This window comes from Candidatus Woesearchaeota archaeon (assembly GCA_003695435.1).
Lineage (GTDB): Archaea > Nanobdellota > Nanobdellia > Woesearchaeales > UBA11576 > J101.
Window position 1 is genome coordinate 1 of sequence record RFJL01000032.1, and the last position, 10,867, is coordinate 10,867.

Annotated in this window: 12 protein-coding genes, 1 rRNA gene and 1 other RNA gene; 4 read left to right on the forward strand and 10 right to left on the reverse strand. The window is 41.3% G+C overall.

All coding sequences use genetic code 11. The features are described 5' to 3' along the window. The 6 genes from D6774_02065 to D6774_02090 all read right to left on the reverse strand — a co-directional run. On the reverse strand, positions 1-647 hold a 647-nt coding region (locus D6774_02065), incomplete at its 3' end, for a hypothetical protein (GenBank protein ID RME78129.1). Positions 648-803: 156 nt separating this feature from the next. Further along, positions 804-919, reverse strand: a 5S ribosomal RNA gene (gene rrf / locus D6774_02070). A 121-nt stretch (positions 920-1,040) separates the two neighbouring features. Next, positions 1,041-1,601, reverse strand: coding sequence for a hypothetical protein (locus tag D6774_02075; protein ID RME78130.1), 561 nt, complete (start codon positions 1,599-1,601; stop codon positions 1,041-1,043). Positions 1,602-1,736: 135 nt separating this feature from the next. Next, complete coding sequence (locus D6774_02080; protein RME78131.1) at positions 1,737-2,564, reverse strand: RsmB/NOP family class I SAM-dependent RNA methyltransferase; 828 nt, start codon at positions 2,562-2,564, stop codon at positions 1,737-1,739. Continuing rightward, a complete protein-coding gene (locus tag D6774_02085; protein RME78132.1) occupies positions 2,561-3,667 on the reverse strand; it encodes a hypothetical protein in 1,107 nt (368 codons plus the stop codon). The genes D6774_02080 and D6774_02085 overlap by 4 nt, the downstream gene beginning before the upstream one ends. A 32-nt stretch (positions 3,668-3,699) precedes the next feature. After that, positions 3,700-4,794 carry a hypothetical protein gene (locus D6774_02090; GenBank protein ID RME78133.1) on the reverse strand — a complete coding sequence of 365 codons (1,095 nt, stop codon included), beginning with the start codon at positions 4,792-4,794 and terminating at the stop codon, positions 3,700-3,702. 141 nt (positions 4,795-4,935) lie between these two features. Here D6774_02090 and D6774_02095 point away from each other — a divergent pair, with 141 nt between their 5' ends. Both D6774_02095 and D6774_02100 read left to right on the forward strand, forming a co-directional pair. Next, positions 4,936-6,255: an ATP-binding protein gene (locus tag D6774_02095; protein ID RME78134.1), complete on the forward strand. Its 1,320-nt coding sequence runs from the start codon at positions 4,936-4,938 to the stop codon at positions 6,253-6,255. A 57-nt stretch (positions 6,256-6,312) separates the two neighbouring features. Next, entirely contained in the window at positions 6,313-6,618 is a 306-nt protein-coding gene (locus D6774_02100) for a hypothetical protein (protein RME78135.1), read from the forward strand. Here the strand turns inward: D6774_02100 and D6774_02105 are convergent. From D6774_02105 to D6774_02120, 4 genes are all read right to left on the reverse strand, one after another. Next, complete coding sequence (locus D6774_02105) at positions 6,593-7,369, reverse strand: hypothetical protein (protein RME78136.1); 777 nt, start codon at positions 7,367-7,369, stop codon at positions 6,593-6,595. The genes D6774_02100 and D6774_02105 overlap by 26 nt on opposite strands. Before the next feature lie 25 nt (positions 7,370-7,394). Continuing rightward, positions 7,395-7,583, reverse strand: a complete 189-nt coding sequence (locus tag D6774_02110) for a hypothetical protein (protein ID RME78137.1) — start codon at positions 7,581-7,583, stop codon at positions 7,395-7,397. Positions 7,584-7,616: 33 nt separating this feature from the next. Beyond that, positions 7,617-8,741, reverse strand: a complete 1,125-nt coding sequence (locus tag D6774_02115) for a tryptophan--tRNA ligase (protein RME78138.1) — start codon at positions 8,739-8,741, stop codon at positions 7,617-7,619. Between the two features lie 65 nt (positions 8,742-8,806). Next, positions 8,807-9,268, reverse strand: a complete 462-nt coding sequence (locus D6774_02120) for a hypothetical protein (protein ID RME78139.1) — start codon at positions 9,266-9,268, stop codon at positions 8,807-8,809. A gap of 229 nt (positions 9,269-9,497) precedes the next feature. On the opposite strand from D6774_02120, the gene D6774_02125 reads away from it, so the two are divergent. Together D6774_02125 and ffs are read left to right on the forward strand one after the other, a co-directional pair. Further along, a complete protein-coding gene (locus tag D6774_02125; GenBank protein ID RME78140.1) occupies positions 9,498-10,463 on the forward strand; it encodes a hypothetical protein in 966 nt (321 codons plus the stop codon). 39 nt (positions 10,464-10,502) lie between these two features. Continuing rightward, positions 10,503-10,777: signal recognition particle sRNA (ffs, locus tag D6774_02130), an RNA gene on the forward strand. Positions 10,778-10,867 lie beyond the last annotated feature (90 nt).

Below are 10,867 nucleotides of genomic sequence, written 5' to 3' on the forward strand. Positions count from 1 at the left end.
ACGCCTTTCTTAGGATCAATCTGCATGATAAGGTAAAGGGGTTCACCTGAGACAGGATCAAAAACAGGGGTGGATACTGCTTTTCCATGCACTATTGGGTGAGCAGTCCAACTCGTATTTTCTGCCACACGCAAAGCCACATCTAAAAGTGTTTTACGAGCCTCAGGATCTTTGAAATAAGTGTTGATAAATTCATTAATTTCTTCAACACGGTTTAGTTCATCAAATGGTTTGGATATTTGCACAGATAATGGTTTGGATATTTGCACAGATGCTTGATTAACAGTATCTTCTAACGTCGTATCTGTGGTAGTAGAATCAACGGGAAACTCATCCGCATCTTCAAGAAGGGGACTTCCAAGAGACTCGTTCGTCGTTTCATCAGAATAAATGTTGAAGTTCCCTTCAGTTATGCTTTTTGCGAATGCGGAATCAAGAAGTGGTGTGCATTGGGGTGCATTTGGTGTAGTGATGCATTGCTCTGCTTGTGTACATTCTTCTTTGTTTGTGGTGTAGACTAGAGTATCTGAGCATGCTCTTATGAGTGATTCGTAATCTTCAATGTCATGTGCTTGTGACGCTGTGGGTAGAAGTGCTGTTATGAGTGCTGCTAAGCTTAGTCCAAGTTTGTTTTTGTTTTTTTTCATGGAAGACCTCTTGACCAATGTAAAGTTACTATTATAGAGTGGAGGTTTATCCCACCGATATATAAACATTACTGTTTGTTGTTATTTCCAAGTGGTGACGAGTGGGGAAGAAGTGAGAAAAAAGAATAAAAAATACCACCACAAGCAAGGAGAAAAAAGAGACAGCTTTCGCCCTTTCCCGATCATAAGACCAGTACACGGGCGAACGGAGGGCTTCTTAACTTCTGTGTTCGAATGGGAACAGGTGTATCCAGCCCCCTATGGCCGTCAATACCACCCTTGATTTTGAGGTGGTTTATAAAAGTAATGGTTGGAGCAAGCAGTCTTGTCCAAGTACAGTTGCAAATCAACCTGTAACCAAAATGACAACAGGCAACAATTGAATTACTCAACTCATTTCTTAAAAAAACGAGCTACATAATCATCAATATTCTCAAAGTTTACTTCATGGCGCAGACCAGGGTCGAGAAACACGCGATAACCCTCAAATAACGCTCGTGATAAAATCTCTTGTGCGATGTCTTGCGAAATCCCTTTGCATTGGTGATGAAGAACAATCGCATCAACAGTCCTGCCACGATCTTCTAACTTTCCAAAGTAAAGAGGAAACTCTGAACAACCAAAAGGTCTATCAGGGTGATCATATACTGAACAAGAAGTACCATCAAGGCGAGGACAAACGTCAGGGTAATCTAACTTTCGGATTCTTCCCGTACTTGAAGACTCCCTTAAATCCATAGCCCAGCCGCGTTCTTCTTTTACAAAAAGAGACGCACCATCTGCACGTCGCACAGAATCAACTTCATCAATGTGTCGTATGTTTGCAAGGAGAAGAACTTCTTTATCAGTCAGTTCTTCTTGGGGGAGTCTGCAGCAAAAAGCATCACACTCACTGCACGCTTGGGGCAAGTAGTTCTTTTTGAAATCTTCTGCAACAGTTTCGAGAGTATACATACTTCCTAGAATACGTAGTTGATTTAAAAAAATACGCCTTAGAAAAGAACACCCTAGAAGAAAAAAGAAGAACGAAGAAAGATCTGTTTAAAGAATCGTTTTTTGAGTAGCTAACACCGCAAAAACACCGTAAAGTCAAACTTTTTTGAGTTTTGCTAAAAAAAATCCTTGCGTCTCGCCTGGCCAGATTCTCTTGCACAGAGCAGTCTTTTCTGTTATGCCAGCAACACCGACATCTTTGTTAATAGGTACAAGTTCAACATTAAGCTCGTCAAGAGCCCATTCAATAACATCTTCGTTCTCTTCTTTTTCAAGAGAACACGTGCAGTACAAGACTATGCCTCCTGGTTTGCACACCCCTACTGCTGATCGCAACAGTTTTTTTTGCAACCTAGCGTTCGCATTAATACCTTCAAAATCTCTTTTCTCAAACCACTGCGCGTCAAGAGAAAAGTTTCCAGAACAAGGAGCATCAAGCAGAACCTTATCAAATTGCATATTCAAATCAGATACGTATTGAGCATCTTTTTGATAAACAACACAATTTGCAACGCCCAATCGTTCAAGGTTATTCTTGAGTTTTTGAATTCTTCCATGTGATGAATCCAATGCTACAATTAATCCTTTATTCTTCATTCGTGCTGCGAGGTGTGTTGTTTTTCCGCCAGGAGCTGCTGCCATGTCAAGAACGCGATCTATTTGCTGGGGGTTAAGTACTTCTGCTGCGAGTTGAGTAGATGCGTCTTGGAGGTAAAAAAGCCCTTGTAAGTATTCGGGAGAAGATGCTAATGAAAAATCAGCTTTGCTCTCATATCCATCCTCAAGAAAAGGTACTTTTACAAGGTTGAATTTTTTAGGCAAGGTTTTTGTGCGAAGCGTGTTGATGCGAAGGTATTTTTTCTCAATTTTCTCATAGGATCCTTGATACCCCCACTCTTCATATCGTCGGGTGAAGAGCCTCATAGGTCCACAGTCACCTCTCCTGTTTTCTCATTAACCACCAGATTAGGGTATTTTTCTTTAATTGCTTTCCACCCTCCTTTTTCGCGCAGCGCATTGAGTTCTTTGAGAAGTTCATCAAGTTGAGCATAGTTTTCATATATTGCTTCGCCTATTTTTTGATTTTCTTCTTCTGATTGTTGAAGTCCTTTGATGATTTGTTCTTGTTTTTTGATACGCTCTTCAAGTTGTCTTGTTTTAGTATTTGCTTTTTTCTCAACATGTTTGAGCACTTCTTCATGTTTTTTCTGAGTAAGAAGATGGGCAAGCGTTTCCCAGTACGTGTTCCACTGCGCTTCCTCGCATTCTTTACTCTCAAGTTTGATGGGAATAATGTTTACAATGCGTTCGGATTTTTTAATGAGGTGGGGTTGTGTCTTTTGTGAGCGTAGTAGTTGTAATGCTGCAAAAAGCATTTCTTTTTGATCTTCGGTGAGTTCGCTTGGTTTGGTATCTTTGTCTATTTTTGCTCGTACGCATACTTCTTCTGCGTAGAGCCCTCCTAAGCCAAGGTCTATTGCAAGTGAGGTGACAAGTGTGTCGCAAGTAGTTGAGGTGATAAGAGCGTTGAGTTGTTCTTCTTCAAGGGTGAGGAAGTTGAATTCTTTTTGAGGGTGTTCGTAGGGCACACGTGCTCTGATAACTCTGTCAGCGTAATTTGCCGTGGTGAGCGGTGAGAGAATAACGTAGTCTTCATCGCAAAGAATGACGTTTCCTGGTGGTATGAGTTCTACAATGAGGTGATATGTTTTTTCTTTGGTGGAGAGTTCTATATCTATGATGCGCTCAAATCCTCTTTGCGAGATGTTCTGGATACGTGCATTTTTGAGGTATTTGCGAAGATAACTGCAAAACCCTGGAGGACGTTCAGGGTTTTCTCCTTTATGAAGTCCAAGGAAGAATAGTTTTCCCACGAAAACGTGGATGAATCTTTTTTCTTGCGCGTGGATGACGAGCGTGATGCGTTCTTTTCCTTCTTGATAGATTTGCTCAATCTTTCCTCCTTTAAGAAAATCTAATTCACGTAGAAGGTGATACAACTCGTATGCTGTGATGTCTTGTTTCATAAGTAAGAAAAAAAGATTAAAACCTAAGGACCTTAGTCCTTAATTTCTATATCTGCGTTTGCTTTGAGTTGGTCAAGGTAGCTTACGACTAGTTGTTGTGCTTGTTGCTCAAGTAGTTGTGCCTTTATCTGATCTTTGACCTCTTCAAAGCTGAGTTCTCCTCCTGGGTTTTTATCTCTGACGTAGATGATGTGCCAGCCGAACTGTGTGCGCACAGGTTCTGAGATGGTCCCGGCAGGTGTTGAGAACGCGACATCTTCAAAGGGTTGTACCATAACACCTCTTCCAAAAGTTCCTAAGTCACCTCCCCTTGGAGCAGACGGTCCTTCGCTGTACTTTTTTGCAAGTTCTGCGAAGTTTTCAGGTGTTGCTTGTGCTGCGATGTCATCTATAAGCGCTTTTGCTTCTTCATCACTGCGGTTGTCTGTGAGGATTAAGATGTGTGATGCAGTCACTTCTTCACCTTTTTTGAATTGTTCTTTATTTTCTTCGTAATATGCTCGTAGCACGTCATCTGAAATGTTAATTGTTGAGATGACTTCTTGTTCAATAAGTTTATTGATGGTAAGTTGCTTGCGATAAAGATCTCGTAAGTCATTCATATCCAAGTTTTGTTCTGCAAGACGTTGTCTGAATGATTCCTCGTCAAGTCCTGATTGAGTAATGCTTGCGTTGATTGCAGATTCTACTTCTTCATCAGTGACACTGATGCCTTTTTTTGCTGCTTCTTGAAGAAGAAGTTCTTCATTGATTGCTTGTTGTAAAACCACGTCACGAGTGATTTGTGTTTTATACGCGGTAGGGATACGTTCGTATTGTTCATCAATGTACTTGTTGGTAATCGTCTGGCCGTTCACTGTTGCTGCGACGTCTTGTCCTTTAATGAAGGTGATGATGAGAAGCAGTACGATAATTCCTGCAAGTGCTATGAGTAATTTATGCACTGGGCCAATTGTTGTTGGTTTCTTTGAGGTTGTCTTTTTTGAAGATGACCTAGATGACCTCTTGTGGGACGTGTGATGCGATGTTTGATGCGATGATTGTTTTTTTGCACGTTTTGAGTTTTTCTTACTTGATGCTGTTTTTGTTGTTTTTTTTGTTGCCCTTTGAGCTGTTTTTTTTGCCATGTTTTTTGACACCCCTTCTCATGAATTGAGTAGTTTGATATGTTTTGAGCATAGCTGGGTCTTTTTAAACCTACCGCCAATAAAAGAACACTCAGGAGTAATGACAAATATTTATAACAGCTTGAAGGGTTTAAAAAGGTCATGAGAGATATTATTGTGGGTCGCCTCAAACCCGATGTGGAAAAATTCGGTTTGAGAGGCACTATTCTTCTAGGAAAACAGTATATCAGAATGGGAAGAACGCAAACGCTCTCAAACAATATTTACATGGATGTGACAAGCTCTCACGTCATGTTCATCGCAGGTAAGAGGGGGGGAGGTAAATCTTACACCATGGGGGTGATTGCTGAAGGTGTTGCTGATCTTGAACCTGAAATTAAGCAAAACCTCGCATTTATTTTTCTTGATACTATGGGTGTGTACTGGACAATGAAATATCCCAACAAGCAAGAAGAAGAATTGCTTGAACCCTGGGGTATGAAAGCAAAACCTTGTGATGTTACGATCTTCACCCCCATTGATTATTACCACCAGTATAAAGAAGAGGGAATCCCTACGGACAAGCCCTTTTCAATTAAGCCAAGTCTGCTTGATGGTCGTGATTGGTGCCATGTTTTTGACCTGCACGTAAATTCTCCTCACGGCATTGCGATTACTCGTGTGAGTGCTGAGCTTAAAAAAGTAAATCCGGATTTTTCTATTTCTGATCTTATCACCGCAGTACAAAGTGATGATCGCACAGAACAAATAGTAAAAGATGCACTTGAGAATATGTTGCTCTCAACTCAGAATTGGGGTGTTTTTGATGTTAATGGTACGCCTCTTGAGGAAATTGCAAAGGGTGGGCAGATTACTATTCTTGACGTCTCAGCATATGCGACGCTTCCCGGAGGCTGGCGGATCAAGCAAATGATTGTAGGTCTTATCTCTCAAAAACTCTTCATTGAACGTATGAAAGCACGTAAAAAAGAAGAATATGAGCAAGTAAAAGCTACTATGAGTTATTTTTCCACAGGAGAAGTCACAACGCAAGAATTCCCTCTTGTGTGGCTAGTCATTGATGAAGCGCATGAATTTTTGCCACATAATAAAGAGGATTGGAATATTGCAACAGAGCCACTCGTTACGATTATGCGCGAAGGACGACAACCAGGAATCTCCCTTATCTTAGCAACACAGCAACCAGGAAAAATTCACACCGACGTTATGACACAATCAGATATTGTCTTATCAACAAGACTTACTGCGCGTATGGATGTTGAAGCATTGGGATTACTCACTCAGTCGTACATGAAAGAAGGTCTTGTTCACGAGCTTGATCTTCTTCCGCGAGTAAAGGGTGCAGCAGTTATTTTTGATGATAGCAATGAGAAGCTCTACCCAATGCGCGTGCGTCCTCGGTTCACCTGGCATGGAGGTAAAGCACCAAGTGCGATCAAGCCAAAAAAAGAAAAGATTTGAAATATTTTCAAGTTTTCTTCGCAAACGCACTTAAAGATGGTTTTCTCTCCTTTTTTTATGTTTACGAAAAGTTTCCCCTTGGAGGTTAATGGCACTACGTATTGGAAAGAAATTTCCTTGCGTCCGTATGAAGAAAAACTTGTTGAAAAAGAAGCAAGAGAAGAAAACGTTTCTTTACTTCTTGAATGCTTGCGCGACGCAAAAGAAGTTATGGACAAAGCTCATTTTAAGTACTCTCAAACGCAAAGACTTAACATTGCTCTTGCTCTATTTCATAAGCGGTGCTCGCATGTCGTGTATAAGAAAGAGGAGAAGTGCAGGGAGATTTTTGAGAGGCTTAACTCAAGTGCTCAACGCGATTAAGGTTGGGTTTAACGATATCTTTACTCACTCTTCCTGGAAGAAGGTCACTAAATTCCACAAGGACTTGATCTTCTCCTTTGAGAATTTTAAGAGGTATTCCGTAGAAGCGATCAAGTAAGACTAGGTACGTAGTGTTATTTCTTGTTTCTTGAACTACTGCTACAGGTCTTCTGCTAAACGTACTGTCTGCAAAGTAGACTGCGTGGTTCATTTCTTCGAGCCAGTCGTGAGGTGTGATGAGATTCCATGTTGTGTAGTTTAGTTCAAAGGGTCCAAAGTCTTTACATTGAAGACCATCACTTTCTCTGCAATATGCCACGGCAGTTTTGTTTGCTCTGTTTACGTAGATGCGGTTGTATTTTTCTTTAAGATACCCGGAAGGCGGGATGATGAACATGTTCTCATCCCTCACCCATACCTTGAACTGGCCTGGTCCAAGTGCAGGGTTGCGAAGAAGGTAGAAGTAATTTTTTTCTTGGTGTTGTCCTGTTTGTATAAGTTCGCGTATGCTCGCATCAATCTCGGATCGCACAGGTGCTTTACTTGTAGGGTTAGTTGTGGGTACTGTGTTGTTTTCTTGAATTTTTGGTTCTTGAGTATCAAATTCTTTGGTGTGATCATCCTGGTTGTCAGCACGTTCTTGAGGGGATAGTGGTGAAACGTTATGAAAGCCTTCATCCTGTGTAATAATGGTTTGTTGTATACAACCCATGAGAAGAAGTGCTACGAGCAGGGTAAAGACGGATTTCATTCAAAGTGGCGCATCGAGTAGCTATTTAAATTTTTTGAGCAGGTCCTTTCGCCATGGAAATAAGTGATGCGATGAACATCAGAGTAAAGACGAAACCCAAAGTAAATCCCCACGTCTCAGAAAATCGTCCGGAAAGAGAATAGATCCAGCTAATGATGAATCCTATGATGGAAATTGCCATGAATGATCCGGGAAGGGGGGCTACTCTTGCCATGAAAGAAGAAAGAGTATGAAGAGTTAATAAAAGTTATGCTTTGAGTATGAATTTGTCAAGATCTTTTTTTGCTTGTTCACGCCGTTTCTGATGTTCTCCTAGGAATTCATTGACCTTGTCAATGCACAGTGCTTTGATCTCTCCCGAGAGAAGTTTTCCCTCTTTGTAGTCTTGGTAAATCTCTTTGAGTTTTTGATCATCCTCTTCAAAGAAGGTAAGCCACTGGTATGCAACATCAATATCAGGATTTCCTCCTTTTTCTCGGTGCTCCTCTACTGTTGCTTGTCCTCCGGAAAACGCGTATTTGTTAATTTTTTTCTTCACTGTTTTTGGATCATCTGTTGTGTAAACTGCTGTGTGTTCTGCAGATGCACTCATCTTGCCGTCTTCAATCATACCTCCAAGGCCGGGCAGAAATCTACAGCCAATTGTTGCGGGTTTTGGATAGCCAAGCTTGGGAATAACGTCTCGAGCAAGTCTGAAATGAGGTTCTTGATCAATAGCAAGGGGAACTAGGCAGTTGAGTTTTTGTTTTTTGAGCACGCTGGGAAGAAAAGCTGGCACTGCTTGCATGCTCGTGTAGAAAATTGCTCCTATGTTTTGTGAATCATCAAATCCGAATGCTCCTTTAACTTGGTTGAAGGTGAGTTTTTTTGCTACTTTGATTGCTTCGGGGTACATGAGGTTTGCATGTTTGGTATCTATCAAAAAATGTGTTCTCTTTGGATTAAAGCCCATAGCTGCGATGTCAATCATGTTTTCTTCTAAGTATTTTTGCGCGTCTTCCCATGAGAGATTGTTCTTCATGAGAAACTTCTCTTCGTCAGGAAATTGTATGTAGAGTTCAACGTCAAAGGTCTCTTGGAGCCACTTGGTAAAAAGTAAAGGAACAAGATGTCCTAAGTGAAGAGGTCCTGATGGTGCTCTTCCTGTGTAGAGAAAAAAGGGTTTTCCTTTTTCATAGTCATCTAGGATAACATTGAGATCCCTGTGTGCGAAGAAGATTTTACGTCGTAAGAAGTGATGGAGCGTTCCTGCTTTTTTCTCTATTCTTTTGAGAAGATCTTCACTAATAGGAGAAACGCCAAATTCCTTGATAATCTTATCGTAGTCTATGTTCCCTTTAACTTCCCACGGCGTTATGATTTGATCTGACATTGCACTAACAGAGGTGTGAAGAAGTTTATAAAACTACCCCACAAGACTCCCGAAGAGAAGCTTCCTTAATGATCCTCTTTGCGAGATCTTAGAGATTGGAGAAAATCTCTCATTGTTTGAACTGCTTGTTCTTTGCGTGCGGGGTATGCAGCGACAAGTGCTTTGAGATGGTAACAATTTCCTTCTTCGGTGAGTTCCAAGGACTCTGAGTGAATCCATTGAGGTGCAAGAAAGCGAAGAAAGAAATGACAAGTGTCATCAATGCGGGTTTCAAGTTGTTCATCTATGAGGTTTTTATCCTCTTCATCAAGAAGTTCGTAGAGATGTGTGAAAAGTTGTCGGTGTTCGCTTGTGTTTTTTAACGTGACTTTGTAAATGTAAATGGTGTCGTCTTCTAGTCCTGTTGCTGTACTTTCTTCTATCTTTGCTTTGAAGGGTATAAGTTGTAACAGCCCCTCTTTTCGTTGGTCTTTGCTCGTCTCATCTGCAAAAACGGTTATGGTGACTGAATGAAAGATGCGTGTCATGTTTTTGTCCTCTTTGCATGTACTAAACGTTGTATTACACCCACTCAACTTCTAGACTCCTTTGCTTCCTTGCCCCTCTTGGTTTTGGGATGGTTGATAGTGTGTTGTGTGAATGTGTTCTTTAATCCATGAACTCTTTAATGCATAAACGTTTTAATACATAAACGCTATTGCATAAACACCAGGGAACAAGTATATTTTATAAAAGCAAGGGTCCCTTATTTTTTGTATGAAACACTCAACTACGATCACTTTTATCCTTTTAGGTGTTTTTGTACTCTCACAAGTTGTGGGTTTATTCTTGAGTGCTCCTGCTCTTAAAATAACTCAGACCGTCTTTGATGAAGAAACAAATACTACTCAAGAAGTGATCATCGCGCAGCAAGAACTTGCTGGGGGAGGTGAGAGACCTCAAAGCGAGTATCCTGTTGTATTTATCGCAACAGCCATTGCTATTGGAACCCTACTTATTTTGCTTCTTGTTAAGTACAAGCTCTATAAATTGTGGAAGGTGTGGTTTTTTCTTGCAGTGTTGTATACTCTTTTTCAGAGTTTTAATGCGTATCCCATTCTTCCCTTGTGGGCAACATTTCTCTTAGCAGTCCTATTAAGTGTGTGGAAGATTTACTTTCCCAACATATTCATTCATAACCTTACAGAGATCTTTGTGTATGCAGGTCTTGCCATCGTTTTTGTTCCTGTTTTGCAAGTTCACCACATGATTTTGTTGCTCTTCTTAATCTCCGCGTATGATATGTATGCTGTGTGGAAGTCTAAGCACATGGTGGAAATGGCGAAGTTTCAATCTGAAAGTTCTGTTTTTGCAGGTGTGAGTATTCCTTATGCTTTGGGGCGTAAGGCGAAAAAAGGAAGTGCTACGAAAAAAGTTAAAGTGCGCACTGCGATTCTTGGCGGCGGAGATATTGGATTTCCTCTTCTCTTTGCAGGGGTTGTTATGCAAAAACTTGCGAACATGCCTGAAATTGCGTCACAAGTTGTGGGTCTTGATCCGATTTCTCGGGGTCTGCTCTTAAGCTCACTGCTTTTACCAAAAGTACTTATTATCACTTTTTGTACGACCATTGCTCTTGGATTGCTTTTCTACTTTGCAGAAAAAGACAAGTTTTACCCTGCAATGCCCTTTGTGAGTGCTGGGTGCTTGGTAGGGTATGGGTTGTTGTTATTGTTGTTCTAACGCCCATATGCTTATAAATGAGTTTTTGTGTTGTTTTCTTTGCAAGCTAGGCCGGGGGGTTAGCTCTCCCCTGTCACCTTCAACGAGCTTTAGAAGGGGCCGAAGCCGTGCAAGCGGTATGCTTTGGCAGGTACAGTCTCATCCGGACTGCTGATCCTCTGTCCTTGAGGGTCGTCATCTTCACGAACCGAGTCAGGCCAGGAATGGAGCAGCTCTAAGTGTTGATGACGATGTCTCAAGGGTAGCGGAGGGGAGGAAAGGATGAGGTTACACTGTGCCTGTGATTGCATGCTCATTGCACGGCGCGCTTGCACCCTTTCTACTTCACCACACACCGCTCATCTTACTCCTCTGTGCAGCCAACCTACAGGCCGCTAAAACTACAAGACAAACACAAAACCAAA

Excerpts from the sequence above, each read along its gene's own strand:
- D6774_02075 (RME78130.1), bottom strand. The coding sequence starts at position 1,601 with ATGTATACTCTCGAAACTGTTGCAGAAGATTTCAAAAAGAACTACTTG.
- D6774_02080 (RME78131.1), bottom strand. The coding sequence starts at position 2,564 with ATGAGGCTCTTCACCCGACGATATGAAGAGTGGGGGTATCAAGGATCC.
- D6774_02085 (RME78132.1), bottom strand. The coding sequence starts at position 3,667 with ATGAAACAAGACATCACAGCATACGAGTTGTATCACCTTCTACGTGAA.
- D6774_02090 (RME78133.1), bottom strand. The coding sequence starts at position 4,794 with ATGGCAAAAAAAACAGCTCAAAGGGCAACAAAAAAAACAACAAAAACA.
- D6774_02095 (RME78134.1), top strand. The coding sequence starts at position 4,936 with ATGAGAGATATTATTGTGGGTCGCCTCAAACCCGATGTGGAAAAATTC.
- D6774_02100 (RME78135.1), top strand. The coding sequence starts at position 6,313 with ATGTTTACGAAAAGTTTCCCCTTGGAGGTTAATGGCACTACGTATTGG.
- D6774_02105 (RME78136.1), bottom strand. The coding sequence starts at position 7,369 with ATGAAATCCGTCTTTACCCTGCTCGTAGCACTTCTTCTCATGGGTTGT.
- D6774_02110 (RME78137.1), bottom strand. The coding sequence starts at position 7,583 with ATGGCAAGAGTAGCCCCCCTTCCCGGATCATTCATGGCAATTTCCATC.
- D6774_02115 (RME78138.1), bottom strand. The coding sequence starts at position 8,741 with ATGTCAGATCAAATCATAACGCCGTGGGAAGTTAAAGGGAACATAGAC.
- D6774_02120 (RME78139.1), bottom strand. The coding sequence starts at position 9,268 with ATGACACGCATCTTTCATTCAGTCACCATAACCGTTTTTGCAGATGAG.
- D6774_02125 (RME78140.1), top strand. The coding sequence starts at position 9,498 with ATGAAACACTCAACTACGATCACTTTTATCCTTTTAGGTGTTTTTGTA.